28 protein-coding genes are annotated in these 25,933 nt (G+C 70.8%); 17 read left to right on the top strand and 11 right to left on the bottom strand.

All coding sequences use genetic code 11. The features are described 5' to 3' along the window. The first annotated feature begins 3 nt into the window (after nt 1-3). Entirely contained in the window at nt 4-1,176 is a 1,173-nt protein-coding gene (locus FM051_RS23715; RefSeq protein ID WP_158846949.1) for a pyridoxal phosphate-dependent aminotransferase, read from the top strand. Nucleotides 1,177-1,257: 81 nt separating this feature from the next. Here the strand turns inward: FM051_RS23715 and FM051_RS23710 are convergent, their stop codons facing one another. Then, nucleotides 1,258-3,186 (bottom strand): NACHT domain-containing protein, encoded by a 1,929-nt coding sequence (locus FM051_RS23710; protein WP_238412609.1) that lies wholly within the window; start codon nt 3,184-3,186, stop codon nt 1,258-1,260. A 73-nt stretch (nt 3,187-3,259) separates the two neighbouring features. Between FM051_RS23710 and FM051_RS53725 the strand changes: the two genes are divergently transcribed. Beyond that, nucleotides 3,260-3,856, top strand: a complete 597-nt coding sequence (locus FM051_RS53725; protein ID WP_158846947.1) for a zf-TFIIB domain-containing protein — start codon at nt 3,260-3,262, stop codon at nt 3,854-3,856. Between the two features lie 15 nt (nt 3,857-3,871). Here FM051_RS53725 and FM051_RS23700 read toward each other — a convergent pair whose 3' ends face one another. Continuing rightward, entirely contained in the window at nt 3,872-4,996 is a 1,125-nt protein-coding gene (locus FM051_RS23700; RefSeq protein WP_238412608.1) for a methyltransferase domain-containing protein, read from the bottom strand. A gap of 112 nt (nt 4,997-5,108) precedes the next feature. On the opposite strand from FM051_RS23700, the gene FM051_RS23695 reads away from it, so the two are divergent. From FM051_RS23695 to FM051_RS23675, 5 genes are all read left to right on the top strand, one after another. Next, nucleotides 5,109-5,570, top strand: a complete 462-nt coding sequence (locus FM051_RS23695) for a helix-turn-helix domain-containing protein (protein WP_238412607.1) — start codon at nt 5,109-5,111, stop codon at nt 5,568-5,570. A gap of 5 nt (nt 5,571-5,575) precedes the next feature. Next, entirely contained in the window at nt 5,576-6,289 is a 714-nt protein-coding gene (locus tag FM051_RS23690) for a hypothetical protein (protein ID WP_238412606.1), read from the top strand. A 116-nt stretch (nt 6,290-6,405) separates the two neighbouring features. Beyond that, entirely contained in the window at nt 6,406-6,690 is a 285-nt protein-coding gene (locus tag FM051_RS23685) for a DUF2516 family protein (RefSeq protein ID WP_274383706.1), read from the top strand. Continuing rightward, nucleotides 6,687-7,346, top strand: coding sequence for an alpha/beta fold hydrolase (locus FM051_RS23680; RefSeq protein WP_158846943.1), 660 nt, complete (start codon nt 6,687-6,689; stop codon nt 7,344-7,346). The genes FM051_RS23685 and FM051_RS23680 overlap by 4 nt, the downstream gene beginning before the upstream one ends. Nucleotides 7,347-7,355: 9 nt before the next feature. Then, the gene (locus tag FM051_RS23675) at nt 7,356-7,910 is read left to right on the top strand and encodes a type 1 glutamine amidotransferase domain-containing protein (protein ID WP_158846941.1); all 555 of its coding nucleotides are present in this window, start codon (nt 7,356-7,358) and stop codon (nt 7,908-7,910) included. A gap of 41 nt (nt 7,911-7,951) precedes the next feature. Here the strand turns inward: FM051_RS23675 and FM051_RS52005 are convergent, their stop codons facing one another. Beyond that, nucleotides 7,952-8,200 carry a TipAS antibiotic-recognition domain-containing protein gene (locus FM051_RS52005; RefSeq protein WP_274383705.1) on the bottom strand — a complete coding sequence of 83 codons (249 nt, stop codon included), beginning with the start codon at nt 8,198-8,200 and terminating at the stop codon, nt 7,952-7,954. A 3-nt stretch (nt 8,201-8,203) separates the two neighbouring features. Continuing rightward, nucleotides 8,204-8,710 carry a MerR family transcriptional regulator gene (locus tag FM051_RS23670; protein ID WP_238412604.1) on the bottom strand — a complete coding sequence of 169 codons (507 nt, stop codon included), beginning with the start codon at nt 8,708-8,710 and terminating at the stop codon, nt 8,204-8,206. 70 nt (nt 8,711-8,780) lie between these two features. Here FM051_RS23670 and FM051_RS23665 point away from each other — a divergent pair, with 70 nt between their 5' ends. Then, the gene (locus FM051_RS23665) at nt 8,781-9,329 is read left to right on the top strand and encodes a YbaK/EbsC family protein (RefSeq protein ID WP_158846939.1); all 549 of its coding nucleotides are present in this window, start codon (nt 8,781-8,783) and stop codon (nt 9,327-9,329) included. Nucleotides 9,330-9,387: 58 nt separating this feature from the next. Continuing rightward, nucleotides 9,388-10,446, top strand: coding sequence for a hypothetical protein (locus FM051_RS23660; protein ID WP_202918991.1), 1,059 nt, complete (start codon nt 9,388-9,390; stop codon nt 10,444-10,446). A gap of 10 nt (nt 10,447-10,456) precedes the next feature. On the opposite strand, the gene FM051_RS23655 is transcribed toward FM051_RS23660, so the two are convergent. The 6 genes from FM051_RS23655 to FM051_RS23630 all read right to left on the bottom strand — a co-directional run bounded on the left by FM051_RS23655 (nt 10,457) and on the right by FM051_RS23630 (nt 15,527). Further along, nucleotides 10,457-11,530: an LOG family protein gene (locus FM051_RS23655; protein ID WP_158846937.1), complete on the bottom strand. Its 1,074-nt coding sequence runs from the start codon at nt 11,528-11,530 to the stop codon at nt 10,457-10,459. 203 nt (nt 11,531-11,733) lie between these two features. Further along, nucleotides 11,734-12,426, bottom strand: a complete 693-nt coding sequence (locus tag FM051_RS23650; protein WP_158846935.1) for a hypothetical protein — start codon at nt 12,424-12,426, stop codon at nt 11,734-11,736. Between the two features lie 133 nt (nt 12,427-12,559). After that, a complete protein-coding gene (gene purU, locus FM051_RS23645; RefSeq protein WP_158846933.1) occupies nt 12,560-13,438 on the bottom strand; it encodes a formyltetrahydrofolate deformylase in 879 nt (292 codons plus the stop codon). An 11-nt stretch (nt 13,439-13,449) separates the two neighbouring features. Beyond that, entirely contained in the window at nt 13,450-14,184 is a 735-nt protein-coding gene (locus FM051_RS23640) for a maleylpyruvate isomerase family mycothiol-dependent enzyme (protein ID WP_158846931.1), read from the bottom strand. Nucleotides 14,185-14,250: 66 nt separating this feature from the next. Next, nucleotides 14,251-15,054 carry a class I SAM-dependent methyltransferase gene (locus FM051_RS23635; RefSeq protein ID WP_158846929.1) on the bottom strand — a complete coding sequence of 268 codons (804 nt, stop codon included), beginning with the start codon at nt 15,052-15,054 and terminating at the stop codon, nt 14,251-14,253. Beyond that, complete coding sequence (locus tag FM051_RS23630; RefSeq protein WP_202918990.1) at nt 15,033-15,527, bottom strand: DUF2505 domain-containing protein; 495 nt, start codon at nt 15,525-15,527, stop codon at nt 15,033-15,035. The genes FM051_RS23635 and FM051_RS23630 overlap by 22 nt, the downstream gene beginning before the upstream one ends. Here FM051_RS23630 and FM051_RS23625 point away from each other — a divergent pair. Together FM051_RS23625 and FM051_RS23620 are read left to right on the top strand one after the other, a co-directional pair. Next, on the top strand, nt 15,526-16,635 hold the full coding sequence (locus FM051_RS23625) for a UDP-N-acetylmuramate dehydrogenase (protein WP_238412603.1): 1,110 nt from the start codon (nt 15,526-15,528) through the stop codon (nt 16,633-16,635). The two genes, FM051_RS23630 and FM051_RS23625, sit on opposite strands and share 2 nt — an antisense overlap. Nucleotides 16,636-16,745: 110 nt before the next feature. Then, the gene (locus FM051_RS23620; protein WP_158846923.1) at nt 16,746-17,741 is read left to right on the top strand and encodes a chymotrypsin family serine protease; all 996 of its coding nucleotides are present in this window, start codon (nt 16,746-16,748) and stop codon (nt 17,739-17,741) included. Here FM051_RS23620 and FM051_RS23615 read toward each other — a convergent pair. Next, entirely contained in the window at nt 17,695-18,426 is a 732-nt protein-coding gene (locus FM051_RS23615; protein WP_158846921.1) for an SDR family NAD(P)-dependent oxidoreductase, read from the bottom strand. The genes FM051_RS23620 and FM051_RS23615 overlap by 47 nt on opposite strands. A gap of 78 nt (nt 18,427-18,504) precedes the next feature. Here FM051_RS23615 and FM051_RS23610 point away from each other — a divergent pair, with 78 nt between their 5' ends. From FM051_RS23610 to FM051_RS23585, 6 genes are all read left to right on the top strand, one after another. Beyond that, entirely contained in the window at nt 18,505-19,650 is a 1,146-nt protein-coding gene (locus tag FM051_RS23610; RefSeq protein WP_158846919.1) for a L,D-transpeptidase, read from the top strand. Between the two features lie 330 nt (nt 19,651-19,980). Beyond that, a complete protein-coding gene (locus tag FM051_RS23605; RefSeq protein WP_158846917.1) occupies nt 19,981-20,778 on the top strand; it encodes an alpha/beta fold hydrolase in 798 nt (265 codons plus the stop codon). After that, nucleotides 20,775-22,028: a D-inositol-3-phosphate glycosyltransferase gene (gene mshA / locus FM051_RS23600; RefSeq protein ID WP_158846915.1), complete on the top strand. Its 1,254-nt coding sequence runs from the start codon at nt 20,775-20,777 to the stop codon at nt 22,026-22,028. Before FM051_RS23605 ends, mshA begins: the two co-directional genes overlap by 4 nt. Further along, nucleotides 22,025-22,525, top strand: a complete 501-nt coding sequence (locus FM051_RS23595) for a type III secretion system chaperone family protein (protein ID WP_158846914.1) — start codon at nt 22,025-22,027, stop codon at nt 22,523-22,525. The genes mshA and FM051_RS23595 overlap by 4 nt, the downstream gene beginning before the upstream one ends. Nucleotides 22,526-22,592: 67 nt before the next feature. Beyond that, complete coding sequence (locus FM051_RS23590; RefSeq protein ID WP_158846913.1) at nt 22,593-23,486, top strand: DUF4349 domain-containing protein; 894 nt, start codon at nt 22,593-22,595, stop codon at nt 23,484-23,486. Between the two features lie 404 nt (nt 23,487-23,890). Then, nucleotides 23,891-25,462 (top strand): AMP-binding protein, encoded by a 1,572-nt coding sequence (locus tag FM051_RS23585; RefSeq protein ID WP_158846912.1) that lies wholly within the window; start codon nt 23,891-23,893, stop codon nt 25,460-25,462. The last annotated feature ends 471 nt before the right edge of the window (nt 25,463-25,933 follow it).

Here is a 25,933-nt window from a genome sequence, read left to right as displayed (position 1 = left end):
CTTGTGCGGGTACCAGCGCTAGTCCCCAGGATGCGGCCGTTCACCTCGACGATCTTCGCGGAGATGACCGCGTTGGCGGTTCGCACCGGGGCGGTGAACCTCGGGCAGGGTTTCCCGGACACCGACGGCCCGGTGGGGATGCTGGAGGTCGCCAAGGCGTCCATCGACGGCGGGCTCAACCAGTACCCGCCCGGCCCCGGTATGCCGGAGCTGCGCCACGCGATCTCCGAGCACCGAGCGCGCTACGGAACGCACTACGACCCCGACACCGAGATCCTGGTGACGGTGGGCGCCACGGAAGCCATCGCCTCCGCGTTGCTCGCCCTGGTGGAACCCGGTGACGAGGTCGTGCTCATCGAGCCCTACTACGACTCCTACGCGGCGTCCGTGGCGTTGGCCGGCGCGACCCGGCGGACCGTGGGCCTGGTCGAGGAGCCGGGCACGGGGCGGCTCGGGCTGGACGTCGAGGCGCTGCGGGCCGCCATCGGGCCGCGGACCAGGGCGTTGCTGCTCAACTCGCCGCACAACCCGACCGGGACGGTGCTCAACCGCGAGGAGCTGGCCGCGGTCGCCGCGCTGTGCGTCGAGCACGACATCGTGGCGATCACCGACGAGGTGTACGAGCACCTGGTGTTCGACGGACTGGAGCACGTGCCGCTGGCCACGTTCCCCGGCATGGCCGAGCGGACCGTCACGATCTCCGGCGCGGGCAAGTCGTTCAACTGCACGGGCTGGAAGATCGGCTGGGCGTGCGGTCCCGCCGAGCTGGTCGGCGCGGTGCGCGCGGCCAAGCAGTTCCTGACCTTCGTGGGCGGCGCGCCGTTCCAGCCGGCCGTCGCGCACGCGTTGCGGCATGAGCTGGCTTGGGTGGAGGACCTGCGGGCGTCGTTGCAGAACAAGCGGTCGCGGCTGGCCGACGGGCTGGCCGACGCCGGGTTCTCGGTGCGGCCGAGCGAGGGCACGTACTTCATCACCGCGGACGTCCGCCCGCTCGGCTTCACCGACGGTGCGCAGCTGTGCCGGGAGCTGCCCGAGCGGATCGGTGTCGCGGCCGTGCCGGTGCAGGTGTTCACCGACCACCCGGACGAGTGGCGGCACCTGGTGCGGTTCGCGTTCTGCAAGCGGGACGAGGTGCTGGACGAGGCGATCGGCCGGCTGCGCAAGCTGAGCGTCTGAAGCCGGGCGTCTGAAGCCGGGCGTCTGAAGCCGGGCGTCTGAAGCCGGGCGTCTGAAGCCGGGCGTCCGAGGTGTCCGGAGCTAGGCGTCCGACCTGACCTCCGCCGGGCGGGCGCCCGCCAGCCGGTCCTGCACCAACGCGTGCCGGAACTGGTAGGCGGCGCCCGCCTGCCGCAGCACGCCGAGCTTGCGCGCGTCCTCCAGGAACACCATCAGCTCCCACGGCAGCTTGCCGCGCAGCGCCAGCCAGATCCGCGCCACGGTGAACCACCACCAGCGCAGGTGCAGCACGGACAGCGTGAAGCCGAGCATCAGCCCGCACGCCAGGCCGAGCCCGACCATGCCCGACTGGGTCGGCCCGAACACCAGACCGGCGGCGGCGCCGAACACCACGGCCAGCACCAGCGACCCGGTCCACACCGCGACCCGGTCCCGCGCCATCGTCCACTTCGGACTCGACGGGTGGCTCAACTCGGCGCTGCTGCCCAACGCGAACCGCAGCGCCACCGCCACCCCGATGCCCAGGCCGACGACCAGACCCGCGGACAGCCCGTACAGCGCGCCGAACACCAGACCCGCCGCCGTCCCCAGCACGCCGCTGACCACGACCAGGCTGCGCCACACGCCCAGCCGCGGCTTCGGCACCCGGTGCCCGGACGCGTACAGCGCGGCCACCGCCACCGCGAGCCCGGCGGCCAGACCGGTGATCGGGGCCAGCTTCGGCGTGCTCGCGTAGGCCATCAGCCAGCCGACGCCGAACCCGCCGATCGTGCCCAGCGAGATCGCGCCGAGCAGCGCCAACCACGTGCTGCCGACCGAACGGCGCAGCTCCCACCAGGCCAGCTCGTGGACGCCCCGCTCGTGCATCTCGTCGGCCAGGAACGCGAGCCAGCGGGTGGCCTTGTCCCGTGCCCAGACCTGGCTCGCGCGGGCCTGGTGCGCCACCGAGCGGTCGCCGAACGCGCCGTTGACCAGCAGGTCGACCAGGTGGTCCTCGACGGCGCGGCGGTCCGGGAACCGGCCGCGGTCCAGCAGTTCACTCGGCTCGCCGTACCCGTAGACGACGCCGGCCAGCCACAGCGCGAGCGGCGTGGACAGCGCCTCGGCCAGCCGACCGTCCGGCTCGTCGCGCAGGTGCAGGAAGATCGGCTCCCAGCGGGCCGCCGTGACCGGGTCCGAGACCGAACGCAGGTAGCCCGCGATCTCCTCGTGGTCCAGCGGCTGGAGCTGCACGACGTGCGCGCCGGCGATCGGGGTGCCCGCCTCGGCGAACTCCTCGGTTCGGCTGGTCAGCACCAGCGGCTGCGAGCCGGGGAACGCGCGGTTGATCCGGTCCAGGGCGTCGGCACGCCGTTCGCGCGGGATCTGGTCCAGGCCGTCGAGCACCGGGAAGACGCGGCGCTGCTCGACCAGCAGGTCCGCGGCGTAGCTGCCGTACAGCTCGGTGTTGCGCAGCGCCGGGTGGTCCTCGTAGAGCCGGCGGGTCATCCAGGTGCGGACGTCCTCCGCGTTCGGGTTCCATGTGGACAGCGGGAGCAGGAACGGCACCGGGCCGTCGGGGTGCCGGTCGAGCAGGCCGATGGTGAGCAGCATCGCCGTGGTGCTCTTGCCCGCGCCGGGGTCGCCGAGGAACACCATGCGGGGACTGCGCTGGAACGCGCGGACGATCGCGTCACTGTGCCCGGGTTCGCCTTCGAGCGCGCTCCAGTGCAGGTCGAGGAGGTTGTCGTGCAGGCCGCGGGCGCGGCACTCCTCGTTCCACTGGGCGTGCAGGGCGCGGGCGAGGGCGTTCGCGGCGGCGTCGAGGTTGTCGTCGGTGGCCAGGCCCGCGGCGCGCCTGCGGTGCAGCCACGGGTCCAGCACGGCGAGCAGCGCCAGGAACCCGAGGGCCAGGCCGGTCAGCCACAGATCGGGGTCGATGCCGTAGTCGGTGACGAACAGGCCGGCCGTGGCGAGCACGGCGGCCAACACGCACCCGGTGAGCACGGCCCGCTGGCGGAATCTGGACACCACCGCATCATGACTGACCGATCACGGTTGGTGGTGGCGCGGTCACCCCTGTGTCGTGCGTATCCTCGGGTATGTGATCTGCCCGAAATGCCAGGACCTCATGCAGACGATCAGCCGTGGTTCCGTGCACATCGAGCAGTGCGAGAACTGCAGGGGCGTTTTCCTGGACGGCGGCGAGCTGGAGCAGATCATCGCCGCCGAGCGGGCGCACTACGCGCAGCCGTACCGGCCGGAAGGCGTGCCCGTCCTGCCTCCCGCTCCTGTTCTCCCGCCCGCTCCCGTCATGCCTCCCGTTCCGACGATGGCCGTGCCCGTGCCCGTGGACGGCGCCACGCCAGTCGACGCCGCGCCGGTGGAGAGCGCTGCGCCGGTCGAGGGAGCTGTGCCGGTGGAAGGTGCCACGCCAGTGGAAGGTGCCACGCCAGTGGAGGGTGAGCAGCCGCCGCCGCCCGCACCTCCGCCCGCACCTGCGCCCGCGCCCGGTCCGCCTCCGCCCTACCAGCCACCACCCGGCACCCCGATGCCCGGCACGCCCGCGGGCGCACCGCCCCCGTACCAGCCGCCGCCCGGCACCGTGACCGGTCCGCCGCCGCCCGCGTACCCGCCCGGGTATCCACCTGGGTACTACCCGCGCCGCAAGCGCAGCTTCCTGGAGGAACTGCTCGACTGAGCGGTCGACCCCCGGTCAGGGGAGCGGCCAGGTCAGCGTGGTGCCGTCCAGGGCGAAGTACTGCTCGGTCGGGGTCGCGGTGAAGGTGAAGTGGTGGCGGCGCGGTTTGCCGAGCGCTCGCCACTGCCGGTAGGCGGCTTCGGCTTCGTCCCACAGCGCGCGCGGGCCGCCTTGGTCGACCACGGCACCGCGATGTCTGACCCACGAGCCGTCGGGGTGCACCAACCGGATCGGGTCGGCGCCGGTCGCGACCTCGGACAGCGTCAGACCAGCGAAGAACTCGAAGCCGCTGGACGGGTCCACCACCGCGCGGGACGGCAGCAAGGTCGTGCGAGAGCCGGCCGGTTCGGCGGTCAGGGCGTCACGCAGGGCGTCGTCGGCCCACGACTGGCGGTGCGCGCGGAGCGGCATGAACCGGCCGTCCTCCAGCAGCACGCGCCCGATGCCCTGCCCGTCGCGCACGGTCAGCCGCACCAGCCCGGCGCCGATGACCCGGTTGAGCGTGGTGACGATCAGCCCGCCGGGCGCGGTCTGCTCGAGCCACGCGGACGGGATGCGGGACACGGCGCAGGTGCCGAGGATGCGGTCGTAAGGGGCGCGAGGCGCGTACCCCTGCTCGCCGTCGCCCGCCACGCACGTCGGGTGGTAGCCGGTGGCGGCGAGCCGGTCCGCGGCCCGCGCCAGCACGCCGGGGTCGACGTCGATCGAGGTCACCCGCGAGTCGCCGAGCACGTGGCTGAGCAGGGCGGCGTTGTAGCCGGTGCCGGTGCCGATCTCCAGCACGTGGTCGCCCGGCGCGACCGCCAGGGCCTCCAGCATGATCGCCATGATCGTCGGCATGCTCGACGAACTGGTGGGTACCCCCGTCACGGATCCGGTGGCGAGTGCTTGCTCCCACGCGCGGTCGTCGCCGTTCAGCTGGGTCACGCAGACCTCGTTGCGGTAGACCAGCGCGAGGTGGTCCGGGTGCTCCGAGGTCACCGGCTCCCAGGTGCCGTCCGGGCGCTGGACGAAGAACCCCGCCAGGAACGCATGCCGTGGGACCTGGCGAAACGCCTCCGCCCAGCGCGGGTCGCGGAGCACGTTGGCGGCCAGGAGCGAGTCGACCAGCTGTCCGCGCAGGTTCTCCGCAACGTCCACGCACTCCACCGTAGCCCTGTGGGCGAGCACACGTCCGGATCGCTAGCAGAGCGCTTGCAACTGCTAGCACCTCCGCGTACCGTCGAATACGGATCGAGGAGGTGCCGCAAAGTTGGACAAATCCATCGACAAGGCGGTGGCCGAACTCGGCCGCGACATCGGCGAGTACATCCGCCAGCAGCGCAACACGGCGAAGATCTCGTTGCGGCAGCTGGCCAAGCTCGCCGGGGTCTCCAACCCGTACTTGAGCCAGATCGAACGCGGTTTGCGCAAGCCGAGCGCGGAGATCTTGCAGCAGATCGCCAAAGGGCTGCGGATCTCGGCCGAGGCGCTGTACGTCGAGGCCGGGATCCTGGAGCAGCGCGAGGGCGGCGCTCTCACGGACGCCATCGTCACCGCCCCTGATCTGACCGAGCGGCAGAAGCAAGTGCTGCTCGACGTGTACGAGTCGTTCCGGCGGGAGAACACCGGTACCGCGCCGGCTGTCGGTGGGGTCCCCGATCCGACGGGCCGTCCGACAGCCGCCGGCCGAGCCGACGAGACAGCCGCCAACCAGACCAAGCCGGAGGAGTGATCTCCATGCCGAACATGCCCACCACCGAAGAACTGCGCAAGGCGGGCGAACAGGCCGTCGCCGCCGCTCGCACCCCGCTGCTCGCCGCCCTGGGCGCCGGTGACCTGGCCGCCAAGGCCGTCATCGAGGCGCTGACCAAGGCCCGCGAGCGCGCCGAGTCGGCGAAGACCGCCGCCGAGCAGGGCGACCTGAAGAAGGACCTGCGCGACAAGCTGGACCCGGCCGAGCTGCGCAAGGTCGTCGACGCCTACACGCAGTCCGCGCTGAACCTCTACCAGTTCCTCGCCCAGCACGGCGAGGAGGCGCTGGAGAAGCTGAAGACCCAGCCGCAGCTGCAGAAGGCGCTGCACCAGGTCGAGGAAGCCGTCGAGACCGCGCAGAAGCGCACCGAGGCCGCCGCCGCGGACGCCCGCGTGCTGGCCGACGACGTGCTCGGCAAGGTGTCCCGCCGGACCCGCGCGGTCGGCGCGAAGGTCGCCGACGACGTGGACGACGCGAGCGAGAAGCTGGCCGAGACCGTGGTCGAGGTCGGCGGTGACGTCGCCGCGGAGGTGCGCGAGACCACCAGCAAGGCCGCGCCGCGCAAGCCGGCCACGACGGCGAAGCCCGTCGCACCCGCGAAGACCACCGGCACGAAGACCACGGGCACGACCGCCAAGACCACGGGCACGACGACCCGTTCCACCGCGGCGAAGAAGCCCACCGACACCACGAAGTGACCCGATCGACACGGGGCGTCCCACCAGGGGCGCCCCGTTTCGGCTGTACCGGGAGCGCGCCGCGCACGTAGGCTGGGGGTGTGTTGCCAACGTTCCCAGACTTCAGCCCGCTCTACCTGGACGCCTGGGTCATGTTCGCGGCGTACTACGCCGCGCTGGTCATGGGCGTGTTCGCGTTCGCGCACGCCCTCTCGCAGCGGGCGGACGCCTACACGGCGGCCGAGCGCATGACCAAGCCCGCGTGGCTCGGCATCACCGGTGGCGGCGCGTTCGCGCTGCTGCTGTTCCACCCGTTCTCCCCCGGCGCCATGTTCTGGCTCGCCGGGCTGGTCGCGGTCACGGTGTACGTGGTCGACGTCCGGCCCCGGCTGATCGAGGTCCAGCGCGGCCCGCGGTGGTGACGCACCGGAGCTTCGGCTCTGGAGCGCCCGTCACACTCGTCGGCCACGGCCTGGGCGCGACACCAGGCGAAGCACGCCTGCCCACGTCCGGTCTGCCGGGCACGAAAGTCGTGGTCACCCTCCCGTCGCACGGCGACGCCCCGGACGCGCCCGAGGGGTACTGGAACTACCGGCGGATCGCCGCCGACCTGCGTGAAGTGGCACGGGAAACCGGCGCGACGCAAGCCATCGGCGTGTCCCTGACGGCCGGCGCACTGCTCGCCCTGCTGGCCGAGGAACCGGATTCATTCGAACGGGTGGCGTTGCTGCTGCCCGCCGTGCTGGACGAGCCGCGGCCGGTGCTCGACCGCGAGGACGCCATCACCGCCGTGGGCGGGCCGCCGGACTACCAGGCGGAGCGGCGTCGGGCGTTCGCCCGGCTGGACGGCGCCCTGGCCGCGTTTCCTGGTCAGGTGGCGGTCGCCGATCGCGCGGCGTTGGCGCAGGTCACGGCCCCGGTGCTGGTGATCGGCACGACCCGCGACCCGCTGCACCCGGAGGACGTGGCCAAGCAGGTGGCGGCCGCGTTCCCGCGCGGTCGGCTGGAGCTGGTGCCGTCCTGGTCGACGCATCGCGGTGACGTCCGCGGGTGGTTGGTCGACTTCCTGCGCGGGTAGCCGAAAAACATGGCCGAACAGAAGAAGATCGCATTCCTGGTCGACACGGAGGGCATCGAGCAGGTCGAGCTGACCGAGCCCTGGCAGCACGTGGAGAAGGCCGGAGCGCTGCCGAGGCTGCTCGCGCCCAAGTTGGGGCAGGTGCAGGCGTTCGACCACCTGACGCCCGCCGACACGTTCGACGTCGACGTGCCGTTCGCGCACGCCGACCCCATGGACTACGACGGCGTGGTGATCCCCGGCGGGGTGGCCAACGCCGACTTCCTGCGGATGGACGGCGACGCGGTGCGGTTCGTCAAGCAGCACGTGGCCGCGGGCAAACCGATAGCGGCGATCTGCCACGGGCCGTGGCTGCTGGTCGAGGCGGACGTGGTGCGCGACAAGACGCTGACCTCGTTCCCGAGCCTGGCGACCGACATCTCCAACGCGGGCGGCCGGTGGGAGGACGTCGAGGTGCGGGTCGACCGGACCCACGGGTGGACCCTCGTGACCAGCCGGAAGCCCGACGACCTGCCGGCGTTCAACCGCGAGGCGCTCAAGGCCTTCGGATTGCACGACCTCTGAGACCCCAGTCCACGGGGATGTGCACCTCCCCGTGGACTTCCTCAGAGCCGGACCTGGGCGTACGCCGCGATCGCGTCGCGGACGTACTCGCCGAAACCCTCGGCGTGCGCGTCGAACTGCGCCTTGAACTCCGGCGAGTCGACGTAGAGCTGACCAAGACCCGTGTACGAGTCCCGGTTCGGCGTCCAACTCCGGCACACCCACCGGTGGTGCCGGTCGGTCACGTCCAGAGCTTGCGGCGCGTCCACCGCGACACCGGCGTCGAACAGTTCGGCGTAGGCCTGGTAGATCGCCTACCACTCCGCCATGAACCCGTCGGCGTCGGCCTTGTTCCAGCCCTGCATCCGGCTCTTGCTCTGGTCGATGTGCTCCTGCGCCTGGTCGCCGTAGCGCTCCACCAGTTCCGCCTCGTAGCGGGCCTGGCGGTCGGCGTCGAAGCCGTCGAACAGCTCTTCCATCTTCATGCGGTCACCCCCTTCCAGTTCCTCGATCGTCCGGGAGACGGTCCGGGCCAGGCTCGCCAACCGTTCCTGCTCGGCGGCCAGCCACCGCGCGTGGTTGCGCAGCACGTCGACCGTCCGGTGCCGCCCGTCCAGGACTTCGGCGACGGTGTCGAGGCCGAGTCCCAGGTCGCGCAGCAGCAGGATCTGCTGGAGCTTGAGCAACTGCTCGCGCTCGTAGTACCGGTAGCCGTTGCCGCCGATCCACGCCGGTTCGAGCAGGCCGATCGCGTCGTAGTGCCGCAGCGTCCGCGAAGTCACCTTCGACATCCGCGCGACCTGCGCGATCGACCAGGCCATGACCGTGCTCCCTCCCTGCGCCGACCACGGTAGAGGTTGACGTAACGTCAACGTCAAGCGAGCCGGCAGGATGGTCGGTGTGTGGACCATCGCTGGAACCCTGACCCCCGTGCCCGCGCTGGACCGGCTGGACCTGGTCGCGGAACCGGTCGCCGCCGCACTCCGGTCGATGGTTGACGGCGCGCGGTTCGCGGTCGCGGAGATCGACCCCACGTTGGCGGACACGGCCGAGTTCTGCGCGCACTACGGCTCGCCGTTGGAGGCGTCGGCGAACTGCGTCGTCGTCGCGGGCAAGCGCGGCGACACCATCCGGTACGCGGCGTGCGTGGTGCTGGCGACGACACGGGCCGACGTGAACGGTGTCGTCCGGCGTCGGCTGGACGCGCGTAAGGCGTCGTTCGCGCCGATGGACGACGCTGTGTCGCTCAGCGGTATGGAGTACGGCGGCATCACGCCCGTCGGCCTGCCCGAGGACTGGCCCGTGCTGCTGTCGCCCGAGGTGGCGTCCGCGCCGGAACTGGTGATCGGCAGCGGCATCCGGGGCAGCAAACTGTTGGTGTCCGGCGAGGTGCTGGCGAAGCTGCCGGGCGCCGAAGTCGTGGAGGGCCTGGCCCGCTGAACGGGGGATGTGGGTGGACCTGGGATCGGGAGTAGCCGGTTTGGTCCTCGGAGCCGTGATGGGGCTCGTGCTGACCGTGTTCTTCGAGGACTACCTCAAGGACCGCCGTTCGCGGGTCGGACGGAGGGTGCGGCGCATGGTGGCCCGGGGCGGGCTGCCCGAACAGCAGGAGGAGTTCCGGATCGGGCCGCTGAAATGCCCGATGGTGGTTGTCGAAGGTGACGGTGAGCAGGTCATCAACGAGCAGTCGGTGCGGGTGGTGGTCGACCCCGCTCCGGTCGTGCTGCCCGATGAGATGGCCGCCTGGCGTGACGAAGTGGCAGCCGAGCAGGAACGCAGGCGTGACGCGGGCGAGCACTCGTTCTGGAACGGCCCGAACTACGCCGTCACCTCGTTCACCGCGAGCCGCACCGCCCTCGACGAGTCGCCGGAGGTGGCGCTGCGACTGCGGCCCGCCGACTACTACACCTTCCTGGCCGCGCAACAGCTCGACCGGGAGTTCGCCGATGGCACCACACCGCGCAGCCGCTACCTGGCATCGACGTCGCCGCTGGACGTGCCCGACTTCCTCAACTGCAGCTTCGGCACGAACGTCGCCGTCGTCACGGCGGACAACCTGCTCGTGGTGCAGCAGCGGAGTGCCCGTGTCGGGTCGCAGCCCGGCACTTGGAGCTCGTCGGCGAACGAGGCGCTGTCGCGGCAGCTGGATTCGCGTGGCCGATCCGCGCCCAACCTCTACGACGTGATGCGGCGCGGCATCGTCGAGGAACTGGCGGTCGACGAGTCGGAGTACCACCTGGAGCTGATCGCGTTCACCATCGACACCCAGCGGCAGCAGTGGGGTGCGCTGTTCGTCGCGTTCATGCACGACCTGACCGGTGCGGATCTGCTGGAGCGCCGGTCGAGGGGCGTGCCGGACAAGTGGGAGCACGACCGGATGGAGTTCGAGAAGTTCGAGGTCGCCCCGGTCGTGCGCATGCTGCTGTCGGAGGAGCGGCGGGACAACTGGTCGTCGGTGGGACCCCCGCTGTTCTACCTGGCGCTGATCCGGAAGTACGGGCGGGCGTACGTGGAGCGGCGTGCGGCCGTGGTGCTCAGGCAGCTCGGTTTCCGCTGACGCCCGCGGCTCAGGGCGGGTTCGAGTAGCCCCGGAGGAAGCTGACGGCCTCGTCGGTGTCGTCGGTGACCAGGATCCAGCGTTCGGCGTCCCGTCCCCGGGCCAGCTGCTGGACCAGCGGCGCGGCCGGTACCTCGTCGACCCAGAAGTCCTTGCCCAGGAACACCATCGGCGCGGCCGGGCCGACCGAGCCGTAGTGGTTCTGGCAGTAGTCCTGGAAGACCTCCTGCACGGTGCCCGCGCTGCCCGGCGTGTAGATGATTCCGCCGGTGGCGATGGTGAGCAGGCCGTCTTCGCGGACCGAGTTGGCGAAGTACTTGGCGTGCAGCTCGCACGCGGGGTTCGGCGGCTCGTGGCCGTAGAACCAGGTCGGGATGCCGATGGTGCGCGGCCGGTCGAACGTCGGCAGGTCGGTGGGGCACGCGGCGATCCAGCGGCCGACGGACTCGGCGTCGGCACCGAACTTCGGGGCTCTGGCCAGGTCTTTCAGGATCGAGTCGGCCACACCCGCCCGCACGCCCAGCGGTACGGCCTCCATCACGCCGGGCCCGCCGCCGGTCAGCACGGTGAACCCGGCCGCGCCGAGCGCCGCGCCCAGCCCCACGGCCCGGCGGTAGCCGTCCGTGTCACGTCCCAGCGCGTGCCCGCCCATCACGGCGACCGGCCGTTCGGACAGCGCGTCCGCCAACGCCTCGGTGATCGCGTGGTCGTGCAGGCGTTCGGCCAGCGCGTGCAACGGGTCCGGGTTGTGCCCCTGCGTGCGGCTGTGCTGGTAGATCAGGGCGTCGGGGGTGTCGGCGTACGAGACCGGGTCGGCCGGGTCGAAGCCGGCGAACAGCTCGGCCGGCGTGTAGAGCCGCGACCGGTACACGTCGTACGGCAGGTCCGGGATCGCCGGGAACACCAGCGCACCGGCCGCCGCCGCACGCCGCTGGCCGACCGGCGAGAGCGTGCAGCCGAGGAACAGCGCGCCGTCCATCGGCACGCGCAGGTCCTCTTCACTCAGGTCGAGCCCAACGAGCACGGCGTGCTTCAGATCATCCGCCGCGCGGACCTGGTCGAGATCGGTGAACTCGGTGCGCACCGGCGCAGCCTACGGCCTGGCGCGGCCCGGAACCCGCCGTGCTGAACCGTGCTGAACCGTGCCGAGCGTTCAACTCGGGGGTCCTGAACGTAGGACACACGCAACGCGAATGTAGGACTCTCGGCTCCTGAATGTAGGACTCTCGCGAGAGTCCTACATTCAGGAGCCGAGAGTCGAACACTCAGGGGGTCTGAGTTCAACGCTCAGGAGAGCAGGGTCGCCGACGTGGCGGGCTTGACCGCAGGTGTGGACGGCGCGGACGGGTTGGTGGTGACGGGCGTGCCGCCCGCCTTCCGACCGTCCGGCGTGACGCCGAACCACGTGCCGCCGACGCCCTGGCCGAGCGTGTCACCGGGCTTGGTGTCCTTGCTGAACAGGTAGACTGGCCACCCGCCGATGGTGAGCTGGGTCTGGCCGTCGTCCCGCTTGACGAAACCGACGTCCTCCTTGGCGATGCCGGCGATGAACACCTTGCCGCCCTTGGCGATGGTGACCGGCGGCCACGTCTTCGCGCAGTCACCGTTGCAGGTGGCCTTCGACGGGTTCGCGTCGTCGTTGTCGAAGCGGTAGAGCGTCATTCCCGCGCCGTTCACCACGACCGGGTTCAACGCGCCGGCGGAAGTGGCGCGCAACTGCACCCATTTGTTCTTCACGTCCTGCGGCGCGGATTTCGGCGCGAGGTCGCCGGTCGTCTGGTCGGCCTTGTTGGAACGCGCCGTCCCGGACAGGAACGACACCTCCGAGCTGCCGCTCTCCTGCTGTTCCTGCTGTTCCTGCTGGTTCTGGGGCTGCGGCCGGGGCGTCGGTTGGGCCGCACCGCTCGTGCCGCAGGCCGACAGGGCCAGGGCGCCGAAGGCGATGAGGGCGGCAAGGGACGCGACATGCTTGCGCAGCATGGGAATTCTCCGTTTTGTCCGGGTGTTTGCCGAGTGGCTGACACCCATGACACGTACAGACCGCCGGAGCGGTTCAACCGAGTTCGGAGAATTTTTCGGACGGCCGGAACGCAGGCAAACGCAGGCGAAAAGCCTAGAAGATGACGGTCTGGTTCCCGTGCACCAGCACCCGGTCCTCCAGGTGCCAGCGCAGGCCGCGGGCCAGCACGACCTTCTCGATGTCACGGCCCTTGCGCACCATGTCGTTGATGGAGTCGGTGTGGTCCACCCGGATCACGTCCTGCTCCACGATCGGGCCCTGGTCCAGGTCCGCGGTCACGTAGTGGCAGGTCGCGCCGACCAGCTTCACGCCGCGGCTGTGCGCCTGGTGGTACGGCCGCGCCCCGACGAACGACGGCAGGAAGCTGTGGTGGATGTTCAGCGCCCGCCCGGCCCAGTCCGCGCACAGCTCCGCGGGCAGGATCTGCATGAACCGCGCCAGCACCACCGCGTGCGGCTCGTGCGCGTCGACCAGCTGCCGCAGCTGCGCGAACGCCGCCGCCTTGCCCTCCGGGTCGTTCGGCGGGAACGGCACGTGGTGGAACGGGATGCCGTGCGCCCGGGTGATCCCGGCCAGGTCGGCGTGGTTGCCGATCACCGCCGACACGTCGACGTCCAGCTCGTGCGACGCCACCCGGCCCAGCAGGTCGTACAGGCAGTGCCCTTCCTTGGACACCAGGATCACCACCCGCCTGCGCTCGCCGGTGTCGGTGACCCGCCACGAACCGGGGTGCGCGCCCAGGTCGCGGGCCACCTCGGCGAACAGGGTCCGCAGCTCGTCCACGTCGAACGGCAGCGAGTCCGCCCGCACCTCCTGGCGGGTGAAGAACCAGTTGGTGGTCGGGTCCGTGTGGTAGGCCGCCTCGACGATCCACCCTCCGTGATCGGCCAGGAACGTGGAGATCCTGGCCACGATGCCGGTGCGGTCCGGGCAGCCGAAGGTGATCACGTAGCGTCGTTCAGGCAGAGGCACGACGGAAGTATCTACGGTCGTGGGAGCCCGTCCAGCAGTGACCTGTCACCCGATGTGATGGCTCCGCTGGGTCGTCCCCACACCGCCCGGTACACCGCGTCGGCGGTGCCCGCGACGGTCGCGTCCTCGTCGGTGGCCGAATCGGTGATCGGGCCGACCTGCGGCGGCTCACCGGGCGTGAGCCGGACCTCCCAGGCCCGACCGGCGTCGGCGGCGTGGAACAGCACGCGGCCCGCCCGCTCGATCGGCTTGCGCTGGGCCGCGCGCACCAGCATCCGGGTCAGGTACTCGTCGATGCCGTCGGCCGCGAACTCCACGTCGAACAGCAGCGACGGCACCCCGGCGCCGTGCAGCGCGTGCTCGGCGTCCAGCCGGTGGATCGCCGTCTCGTGCGCCTGCCGGCGGGACCAGAAGCCGAAGGTCTTGGGGCCGATGAACGACCACGCGGGCGTGTTCGACGTGCTGCCGGCCAGCGTGTCCGCCAGCTCGGTGAACTTGGCGTCCCACCAGCCGAGCAGTTCGTCCCAGTCGGAAGGACGCTCGTCGGGGCGCGGTCGGTCGGCGTCCGCCGCCGTGTGCAGGGCCCGCAACGCCCAGGAGTGCGTGCGCCCGAGGTGGTCCACCAGGTCCTTCACCGACCACCCGGGACAGGTCGGCACCTCCGCGTCCGGCCCGGCGGCCACCGCGGCGGCGCGCAGAGCGGCGTACTCGTTCCTCAGGTGCTTCACGAAGTCCGCGTGATCCACACCGCACAGCCTAGGCCTCGCCACGTCCGCCGGCACCGGGTCTGGTCCACCCCGCACAGCTCGGGATCACGGAGCGACGACGTCCCACGGCACGGTGAACTCACCGAGCCGCCAGCGCCGCCGGTCGTCCAGCACCGGCCAACCGCGCTCGGCCAGCAGCCGCACCGATTCCACCCACCGGGCGCGCGGCCCGTACGGGGCGTAAGGCGCGGACGTCGCCCAGCACGCGTCCAGTTCGCTCAGCAGGGCGTGCACCTTCTCACCCGGCACGTTGTGGTGGATCAACGCCTTCGGCAGCCGTTCGGCGAGGTCGCCCGGGGTTTCCAGATCGGCCGGCAGGCACGACAAGGTGAACGTCCGCGCCCCTTCGGCGGTCAACGCGACCCAGCTGCAGCGGCGGCCGATCTCGTCGCACGTGCCCTCCACCAGCACCCCGCCCGGCGCGAGCCGGCCGACCATGGTGTCCCACGCCTCCGCCGCCTGCTCCTCGGTGTACTGCCGCAGCACGTTGAACGCGCGCAGCAGCACCGGGCGGGCGCCGGCCAGCTCGAACCCGCCCCGCCGGAAGTCCAGCCACGGCGGGTCGGCGACCTCCTTGCCCGCGGCGACCCGTTCCGCGTCCAGCTCCAGACCGAGCACGCGGACGTCCGGGTTGACCGCGCGCAGCCTCGACGCCAACTCGACCGTCGTGACCGGGGACGACCCGTAACCGAGGTCGACCACCAGCGGTTCCGGCCGCGACAACAGGTCGCGGTAGGTGTGCGCCACCCACCGGTCGACCCGGCGCAACCGGTTCGGGTTGGTGGTGCCTCTCGTGGGCAGGCCGAGCGCACGTGCCCGGCCCGCGGCTAGGCGCGGCGTGCGAGCCATTCGGCGGTGAACTCGGTTTCCTTGTCCAGCAGCAGGGCCACCTGCTCGGCGATCATCGCCTCCAGCTTGCCGCCCATGAGCGGGATGCCCACCTTGACCTGACCCGTGAGGGTGAGTTCGCTCCCATTCGCGGTGTCGGCGAGCGTGATCGTGCCGTCCAGGCGGCCCGGAACACCGGTCAACGTCACCTCGACCGTGCCCGCGTAACCCGCCTCGGTCCACGACTCGGCGCGGTCGATGACGAGGTCGCCGCCGAGCAGACCACGTGCCACCGACGGCAGCTTGTCGGCGGGCACACCCTGCCTGAGCTGGTACGACGTGCTGGCGTCTGTGGTGGTGAAGGCGACCAGCTTCGGGTCCGTGCCGCCCAGCTCGGCCAGGCGGTCGCGCAGGTACGTCTCGTTCACCAGCGCTGCGTACACGTCGCGCGCGGGCCAGCGGGACGTGGTTCGGTGCTCGATGCGGCGTGCCATGTCGCGGAGGCTACCGTTCTCGGTCGTGACCACCCCGCCCTCCAGTGCCCGTGTGCCGCTGGCCGAGTGCACCACGCTGCGGCTCGGTGGCCCTGCGACGAGGTTCACACGCGCCACCACAGCCGCCGAGTTGGTCGAGGCCGTGCGCGAGTTGGACGCGGCCGGTGAGCCGTTGTTGCTGCTCGGCGGAGGTTCGAACCTCGTGGTCGCGGACACCGGTTTCACCGGCACCGTGGTGCAGGTCGGCACGTCCGGCCGCCGGCTCGACCCGTTGGGCGACGGTCTCGTGCAGCTCACCGTCGAGGCGGGCGAGGACTGGGATTCGGTCGTCGCGGAGGCCGTGGCGCAGGGATTGGGCGGGCTGGAGTGCCTGTCCGGCATCCCCGGCCTGGTCGGGGCGACGCCGGTGCAGAACGTCGGCGCGTACGGCGTCGAGATCGCGCAGGTCCTGACGTCGGTCGACCTGCTGGACCGCCGCACCGGCCGGGTGCACCAGGTGCCCGCCGACGGTCTGGGGCTGGCGTACCGCACGAGCGTGCTCAAGGGCACGGACCACGCGGTGGTGCTGCGGGCGCGGTTCGCGTTGACCGCAGGCGGCCAGTCCGCGCCGATCCGGTACGGCGAACTGGCCAAGGTGCTCGGTGTCGGGCCGGGCGACCGGGTGCCCGCCGACGCGGCCCGCAAGGCGGTGCTGGAACTGCGGCGCGGCAAGGGCATGGTGCTGGACCCGACCGACCACGACACGTGGAGCGCGGGCTCGTTCTTCACCAACCCGCTGCTGGACGACTCCACGTTGGCCGGGGTGCTGATCCGCATCGCCGAGCGCTTGGGTCCGCACGTGGACGTGCCGACCTACCCGGCGGGGGCCGGGTTCTCGAAGCTGTCGGCGGCGTGGCTGATCGAGCGGGCCGGCTTCACCCGCGGCTACCAGGGGACCGGTGGCCGGGTGGCGTTGTCGGGCAAGCACACGCTGGCGTTGACGAACCGCGGCGGGGCTTCGACCGAGGACTTGTTGGACCTGGCGCGCGAGGTGCGCGACGGGGTGCGGACCGCGTTCGGCGTGGAACTCCACCCGGAACCGGTGTTGGTGGGCTGCGAACTGGGGTGATGGAACCCCTGACGAAACTCCCGAGGTCGAACGGCCGAACGGGTGACGGTGTGTGACGAATCCTCACTCCGCGCGTTTCATGGAGGTAGAGGCACCCGTTGGAGGTCGTCATGGCCTACCCGGACGATGAGCGCACGGCCGCCAGGCCGATCAAGAAGCTGGTTGAGGACGATTTCCTGAGCCGGCCCGGCGTGGTGGGTGTCGATCTCGGCGAGAAGACCGTCGGCGGCCGGGTGACCGGTGAGTTGGCGATCGTCGTGTACGTCCGCCGCAAAGGGCCTTCCGCGCAGTTCGCCATCCCGCCGGACGTGCTGGGTGTGCCGACCGACGTGGTCCAGGACTCGTTCTCGCCGCACCACACCATCACCTCGTCGGAGGGCGTGAGCGGGGCGGAACGGCACGAGTTGCTGTTGGGCGGTATCGGGATCGGGCCCGCTCGGGCGATCCGGTTCGTGCCGCCGGACGTCCCCGAAGTGGACGACTACGTGGTGGCCGGGACGTTGGGCGCGCTGGTCACGCCGCGCCGCCGGCAGCTCACCATGGCGTTGACCTCCTTCCACGTCGCCTGCGTGGACGACGCCTGGGCGGTCGGGGATCCGATGGTGCACCCGTCCCGGATCGACGGCGGGCACCCGGTGCACGACCGCATCGGCGCGTTGGCGCGGGCCGCGCTGTCGAGTCGGGTGGACGCCGCCGCGATCATGCTCACCACGCCGCACGTGCGGCCGGAAGTGGTCGAGTTGGGCGCGATAGCCGGTCGGGCCGACGCGCGGATCGGCCAACGGGTGCGCAAGCGCGGCCGGACGACCGCCGTCACCGAGGGCGTGGTGGCGTCCACGGACGCCGCGATCACGTTGGACTTCGGCGTCGGAATCGGCGTGCGCACCCTGCACGACCAGATCCGCATCGAGACGTCACGGTTCGCCGACCACGGCGATTCCGGCGCCGTCCTGCTGGACGACACCAACCACGTGGTCGGCCTCTACTGCGGCGGGAGCCCGGACCGGGGGTTCGCCAACCCCATCGGTCCGGTGCTCGACCAGCTCGACGTGGACCTGCTCACCCCCGGTGCACGCGGGACGCGGACGCCTGCGCACGGGGCTTGAGCACGATCTGGTCCAGGTTCACGTGCGACGGCCTGGTCACCGCGAACGCGATCACGTCCGCCACGTCGTCCGCCGTCAACGGCGTCACGCCCTGGTAGACGGCGGCGGCCCGCTCGGCGTCGCCGTCGAACCGGTTCACCGAGAAGTCCGTCTCCACCATGCCCGGCAGGATCTCGGTCACCCGAACGGGCTGGCCGAGCAGCTCGCCGCGCAACGTCCGGTGCAGCGCCGACTGCGCGTGCTTGGCCGACGTGTACCCGGAGCCGTTGTCGTAGGCCTCGTAGGCGGCGACCGACGTCACGGTCACCACGTGCCCGTCACCGGAGGCGATGAGCTTCGGCAACAGGCCCTTGGTGATCCGCAACGTGCCCAGCACGTTCGTCTCCCACATCCACCGCCAGTGCTCCTCGTCGGCCTCGGCCACGGTGCTCAGACCACGTGCGCCACCGGCGTTGTTGATCAGCACCCGGGCGGCGGGCACGGCCTCCAGGAACGCCTCGACCGACGGGGCGGAGGTGACGTCCAACTCGACCGCCGTGCCCCCGATCTCATCCGCGATAACCTTGAGTCGGTCGACCCGCCGGGCACCGAGCACCACGTGAAAACCCTCGGCGGCGAGCCGGCGGGCGGTGGCCTCACCGATACCCGCGCTGGCTCCGGTCACGACTGCGACAGGTCGGTTCACATGGGCATCCTATGTGTGTGACGTAGGTCACTTGCACCGAAAGCCTCGTGGAACGTCCTTCGATCGGGAGGTCGTAACGTGCACAAGAGATTGGCGGCTTTGCTGCTCGGCCTGGCTCTGCTGGCCGGCTGCTCGGCGAAAGTGGAACAGGGCACGGCCAAGCCGGTGGGCGGCGACAACCCGCCGGTGGCCAAGTTCACCACCGCGCCCGCCGACGGGGCGACCGACGTGCCGGTGAACGTGCCGGTGCAGGTCACCGTGGCCGAGGGCACCATCGAGCAGGTCGCGGTCACCAACCCGGAGGGGCAGGCCGTCGCGGGCAAGCTCGCCGACGACAAGAAGTCGTGGTCGACCACCGAGCCGCTCGGCTTCGGCAAGAGCTACACCTACGCGGGCAAGGCCACCGGCACCGACGGCAGGCCGGTCGAGCTGAAGGGCGCGTTCACCACCCTCACGCCGGCGGCCCAGGTGCGCGCCACGCTGTTCCCCGGCGACAACCAGACGGTGGGTGTCGCGGTCCCGATCAAGGTCGACTTCGACGCGGACGTGACCGACAAGGCCGCCGTGGAGAAGGCGCTGACCGTCACCAACTCGGCGGGCGTGAAGGGCAGTTGGGCGTGGCTGAGCGCCCGCGAGGTGCACTACCGGCCGGAGACGTACTGGCCCGCGAACACCCAGGTCCACGTCGAGGCCAAGCTGTACGGCGTCCCCTACGGCGGCGGCGCGTACGGCCGCGCGGACGTGACCAGCGACTTCACCATCGGCCGCAACCAGGTCGTGAAGATCGACACGCCGTCGCACCAGCTCGTGGTGCAGCGCGACGGGCAGACCGTGGCGACCTACCCGGCGTCGTTCGGCAAGGACGCCGACCCCGAGCTCACCACGCCCAACGGCACGTTCGTGGTGATGCAGAAGGACGAGCAGTGGAGCTTCGACAACCCGCGCTACGGCTACACCAACGTGCTGAAGAAGTGGGCTGTGCGGTTCTCCAACCACGGCGAGTTCATCCACGAGAACAACGACAACGCGGGCAACATCGGCAAGAACAACACCTCCCACGGTTGCGCGAACCTGCTGGAGGCCGACGCCAAGGCGTACTACGACAGCGCGCTCGTGGGTGACCCGGTCGAGGTGACCGGCTCGATCACCACGCTGCCCCCGCAGTTCGACTGGTACGACTGGCAGATCCCGTGGGCGCAGTGGCAGACGATGTCTGCGCTCTAGATTTGGGCTTCGTGAAGTCTGTGGTTGGGTCCGGCTCGATTTGACATGGGGCCCTTACGGGCACCGGAGGCTGGTCGGAGCCGGCAGGCGTGGCGGGGAAGAGCGTCCCGCCACGCCTGCCGGCTCCGACCAGCCTATGGCACCCGAACCCATGTCAAATCGAGCCTCGTCGGCCACCGCCGGGGCCGTCGTGGTCCTGTGGGATTGACCGCCTCGTCGGCCGCCGGCGGGTCCGTTGTGGTGGGGCTTGGGTCCGTTGTGGTGCGGCTTGATGGCGGAAATTCGTTTGCATCGGGAAGCGATGGGATGTCCACGGCGTTGTCGTAAGTCGTGCAGATCTCTCGCCTCGACGCTGAGGGCGTCCGGCTCTCGGTCCGCGAATCGGGCCCCGTTGACGCCCCGGCGGTCGTGTTGGTGCACGGCTGGGCCTCGTCCGGGGAGGTGTGGTCGCCCGATCCGCCGTTCCGCTCCTACGCCCCGGACCTGCGCGGTCACGGCGACTCGGAGGTCACCGAGGGCGGTTACCGCGACTCGGCGTGCTGGGCGGCCGACCTGGAGGCGGTGCTCGACCACGTCGGCAGGCCCGCGGTGCTCGTCGGCTGGTCCTACGGCGGTCTGGTGATCGCCGACTACCTGCGCGCGCACGGCACCTCTCGCGTGAACGGGTTGGTGCTGGTCGACGCGATCACCGAGATCGGCCGCGACCGGCCGGGCGGCGTCACCGGGAAGGTGATGCGCGCCGCGCTGCCCGCCGCGTTGTCGGACGACCCGGTGGTGGCCGTGCCGGCGTTGGCCGAGTTCTGGCGCGACCAGGCCCCCGCGCTACCCGGTGAGCTGGTGCAACGCCTGATCGGCACGGCGTTGCGCGTCCCGCCGCGGGTGCGCGGCGAGGTGTTCCGGCGTGACGTGGACAGCGCCGCCGTGCTGAAGGCGGTCGACAAGCCGACACTGGTGGTGCACGGCACCGCCGACGAGGTGGTCGACCCGGCCGCCGGGGAGTACGCGGCGGCCATGATCCCCGGAGCCGACTTGCGCCGCTACGAACGCACCGGACACGCGCCGTTCCTCGAACAACCCGAGCGTTTCGCCGCTGACCTGGCCGGTTTCGTCGCGGAGGTCTCACGGTGAAGCGGGTAGCCGTGCTCTCGGTGCACACCTCGCCGCTGGAGCAGCCCGGCACGGGCGACGCGGGCGGCATGAACGTCTACATCGTGCAGACCGCGACGCGGATGGCGCAGCGGGGCATCGAGGTGGAGATCTTCACCCGCGCGACGTCGTCCGAGCTGCCGCCGGTCGCCGAACTCGCGCCGGGCGTGAAGGTGCGGCACGTGGTGGCCGGCCCGTTCGAGGGCCTCGGCAAGGAGGAGTTGCCCGGCCAGCTCTGCGCGTTCACCGCGGGCGTGCTGCGGGCCGAGGCGCGGCACGAGCCCGGCCACTACGACGTCGTGCACTCGCACTACTGGTTGTCCGGGCAGGTCGGCTGGCTGGCCCGGGAACGGTGGGCGACGCCGCTGGTGCACACCGCGCACACGCTGGCCAAGGTGAAGAACCTGGCGTTGGCCGCGTGCGACGCGCCGGAGCCGCGGATGCGGGTGATCGGCGAGGAACAGGTGGTCGCCGAGGCCGACCGGCTGGTGGCCAACACCGACGTCGAGGCCGCCGAGCTGATCAAGCTGTACGACGCCGACCCGGGCAAGGTGATGGTCGTGCCGCCGGGCGTGGACCTGGAGCGGTTCACGCCGGGCGACCGGGCGGCGGCGCGGGCCGCGTTGGGGTTGCGGCCGGAGTCGGTCGTGCTGGCGTTCGTGGGGCGCATCCAGCCGTTGAAGGCGCCGGACGTGCTGCTGCGCGCCGCGGCCGAGATGGTGGTGCGCGATCCGGGGCTGCGGTCGCGGCTGGTGGTGCTGGTCGTCGGCGGGCCGTCCGGTTCGGGCATGAAGACGCCCGCGGACCTGGTGCGGCTGGCGGCCGAACTGCAGATCTCGGACGTGGTGCGGTTCCTGCCGCCGCAGGGCGGTGCGGCGTTGGCGCAGGTCTACCGGGCCGCCGACGTGGTCGCCGTGCCGAGCTACAACGAGTCGTTCGGCCTGGTCGCGCTGGAGGCGCAGGCGTGCGGCACACCGGTCGTCGCGGCGGCCGTCGGCGGGCTGCCGGTGGCGGTGCGGGACGGTGTGTCCGGCGCGCTGGTGGACGGCCACGACGCGGAACCGTGGGCGCGGGTGCTGTCGGACATCGCGCTGCACCCCGCGTACCGCGAGGAGCTGGCCAGCAACGCGGTCGGGCACGCCCGCCGGTTCTCCTGGGACCGGACGACTGATTCACTCCTCGCCGGGTACGCCGAGGCACGAGATGTGTTCCGCGAGGAGGTTTTCGCTTGAGCCGCGAACCGGAACCGGGACTGGACGACGTGATCCGGTCCACTTTGGACGACCGCGAGCTGCGTTACGACAACAAGGCGTCGGGCCGGTTCTTCGTCACCCTGCCCGGTACGAAGAAGCTCCAGACGAACTGCTGGCTCGTCGTCGGCAGGCACGCGCTGGTGGTCGAGGCGTTCGTGTGCCGCAAGCCGGACGAGGCGCACGAGGACGTCTACCGATTCCTGTTGCGGCGCAACGCAAAGCTGTACGGCGTGCACTACACGATCGACACGACCGGCGACATCTACCTGGTCGGCCGGATCGCGCTGCACGCCGTGACGCCCGACGAGCTGGACCGCGTGCTCGGGCAGGTGGTGGAGGCCGCCGACGGCGATTTCAACACGCTGCTGGAGATCGGGTTCGCCGGAGCCATCCAGCGCGAGTGGGACTGGCGGGTCTCGCGCGGCGAGTCGTTGGCCAACCTCCAGGCGTTCCGGCACCTGGTGTCCGAATCGTGATCGCGCCCGCGCAACTGGACTGAGCCCGTTCCCCGTCCACTTGGTGACCATGACCAGGGAGGGGCAGATGGGCAGACGGGTGGGTTTGGCGGGTCTGGCGGCCGTGTTCGCGGTGTTGGCGCTGGCCGGGTGCGGTGCGAACAGCGGGACGTCGTCCGGGGCGGCCGACATGGCGGCGCCCGCGCCGGCGGAGAAGCCGGGTGTCGCCAAGGAGAAGCAGGAGGCCGCGGGGGAGGCGCAGCAGGCCGGCACGTCGGCCCAGCAGAACCGGCAGCTCGTCCGCACCGCGACGGTTGAACTGCGCGCGGTGGACGTCACGGACGTGCTGAGCAAGGTGAAGGGCCTGGTCATCGAGCAGGGCGGGTACTCGGCGCAGGAGAACTCGCAGCTCAGGAACGCGACCGTGACGCTCCTCGTGCCCGGCGACCGGCTGGACGCCGTGCTGGAGTCGATCGGCGGGCTGGAAGGCGTCGAGGTCAACCGGCGCGAGCTGCGCACCGAGGACGTGACCGAGCAGGTCGTGGACATCGAGGTCCGGATCGCCAACCAGCGGGCCAGCGTGGAACGGGTGCGCGGGCTGCTGGAGCGGGCGGCCACCACGTCGGAGATCACCGACATCGAGGCCGAGCTGACCAAGCGGCAGTCGGAGCTCGAGTCGTTGCAGCGGCGGTACGAGACGCTCAAGGGCCAGGTCGCGATGTCGACGTTGACCGTGACGATCTCGCGGCAGGGCACGCCGCCGGTCGTGGAGGAGGAGAACGACTTCCTGGACGCGTTCGCCGGTGGGTGGAAGGCGCTGCTGGAGGCGTTCAGCTGGTTGATGGTGGTGCTGGGCGCCGTGCTGCCGTTCGCGGTGGTGCTCGGCCTGCCCGCGTTCGGCTACCTGTGGTGGCGTCGTCGGCGCCGGAGCGAGGCCGCCCCGGCGGTTGCACCCGCCGTCACCCCGTCGGGCACGCCTTAGGGGTTCATCGGAGCAACGGTCTCTACTGAGAGCAACGTCGCGCGGGAGCGCGGGGCGGCTTGGGAGAGAGGGGGAGTCGCGAGCTCAAGCCGCCCCGCGTCAGTCCCCGCTGCAGTGGATCCGGGCGGGGGGAGCCCGGGATTCCAAGCGGGCCGCGGTTCGACGGGGGGATTGCAAACCGCGGTTGTGCCGCGCAGGTCGTCGGAGTGCGTGGGAGCCGACCCGCGAGGCCCTGCCAACTTGGCAGATCGCCGGTGATCACCACAAGGGCTGGCGCTAGTCCATTCGTGTGTTATTAGCTGAGTTAAGTAACGCTGGAGCGGTAGAGACGACTGCCTTGACCGGCGATGTGGGTTGACTCACGATGACGGGATCACGGCCCCCTGGATGAATGAGGCAGCCGCATGGTCTTCCGCAGTCCGTTCCCCGATGTCGCGGTCCCGGACGTCTCGCTGCACGAGCTGTTGTTCGCAGACTTCGGCGACCGCGCCGACCGGGTAGCCCTGGTCGACGGCACGTCGGGAGCGTCGCTGACCTACGCCCAGCTCGCCGGCGCGATCGACCGCCTGGCCGCCGCGTTGGCCGCGAGGGGGATCGGCAAGGGTGACGTCGTCGGCATCCTGAGCCCGAACACCCCGTACTACGCCGTCGTGTTCCACGGCATCCTGCGGGCGGGCGCCACCGCGACCACCGTCAACGCCCTCTACACGGCGGACGAGGTCGCGCACCAGCTGGCCGACGCGGGCGCGAAGATGCTGTTCACGGTGTCCGTGCTGCTGCCCAACGCCGCGCCCGGCGCCGAGAAGGCGGGCATCTCCGACGTGGTGGTGCTGGACCAGGCCGAGGGCTACCCCAGCCTGTCGTCGTTGCTGGCCAACTCCGAGCCGGTGCCGGTGGTGTCCATCGACCCGGCCGAGGACGTGGCCGTGCTGCCGTACTCGTCCGGGACGACCGGCCGGGCCAAGGGCGTGATGCTGACGCACCGGAACCTGGTCGCGAACATCGTCCAGTGCCAGCCGCTGCTGAAGGTCGACGGGACCACGAAGATCCTCGCCGTGCTGCCGTTCTTCCACATCTACGGCATGCAGGTGCTGATGAACAACGGCCTGCACGTCGGCGCGACGGTGGTGACGCTGCCGAAGTTCGACCTGCCCGAGTTCCTGCGCGTGATCCAGGACCACCGCACCGACCGCGTCTACATCGCCCCGCCGGTGGCGGTGGCGTTGGCCAAGCACCCGCTGGTCGACCAATACGACCTGTCCGGCATCGACACCATCTTCTCCGGCGCCGCGCCACTCGACGTGGACCTGGCGGCGTCCGTCGCCAAGCGCCTCGGCTGCCGCGTGTCGCAGGGTTACGGGATGACCGAGATGAGCCCGGTCAGCCACGCCATTCCCGACGGCCGCGACGACATCTCCGTGGGAACGGTCGGCGTGATCGCCCCGAACATGGAGTGCCGTTTCATCGACCCGGCCACCGGCGAGGACGTAGGGGTAGGCGAACGCGGGGAACTGTGGTGCCGCGGCCCGAACATCATGAAGGGCTACCTGAACAACCCGGAGGCCACTGCCGCCACGCTGGACGACGACGGCTGGCTGCACACCGGCGACGTTGCCGTCATCGATGAGAACGGCCTGGTCAGCATCGTGGACCGGGTGAAGGAACTGATCAAGTACAAGGGCTACCAGGTCCCACCGGCCGAATTGGAAGCGGTGCTGCTGACGCACCCGGAAATCGCCGACGCAGCGGTAGTCGGCGTGCGCGACGAGGAGGGCGAGGAGGTCCCGAAGGCTTTCGTCGTCCTCCAGCCGGGCGTGTCCTTGGACGCGGCCGGCGTGATGGAATTCGTGGCCTCCCAAGTCGCACCGCACAAAAAGGTGCGGGTCGTGGAGTTCATCGAAGCCATCCCGAAGTCGGCGTCGGGCAAAATCCTCCGCAAGGACCTCCGTGCCCGCGAGGCCAGTTCAGTGGTGTGACCGGTTGGGCAGTCAGTGCGCCTGAACAGGGGTTGACCAGCGGTAATACTCCGCCTCGCAAACCCGAGCGCTGGTCACGTACTGCCACCCGCTGTGGCCCTCTGCCGCCGGTCACGGAACATGCACGGAACAACGAAGGCCCCCGGCAGTGATCACCGCCGGGAGCCTCATCGTTGACTCTACCTGCGCAGACACGCCTAGCTGTCGTCCCCGAGCAGGTCGTTGATCCGCTGGTTGGACTTCTCCCGCTGACCGTCCAGCACTTTCGCGTAGACCTTGAGCAGGACGGCGACCGAGTGCCCCGCACGTTCCGCCACCTCGACCGGGGGCACTCCCGCCGCTAGCCCGCTGCTTTCACGGGGGATTGGCGTGAGAGTGGCCAGCTCATAGAGAAAGGTGCTCTGAGCTGCAAGGATATGGCTTGTCTAGGGCCTTGTCCGTGCGAGTTCAGGAGCACCTTTCCGGTGATCA

This window comes from Saccharothrix deserti (assembly GCF_009769385.1).
Lineage (GTDB): Bacteria > Actinomycetota > Actinomycetes > Mycobacteriales > Pseudonocardiaceae > Actinosynnema > Actinosynnema deserti.
Note: the sequence above shows the minus strand (reverse complement) of the source record. Positions and strands in the feature narration are given on the sequence as shown.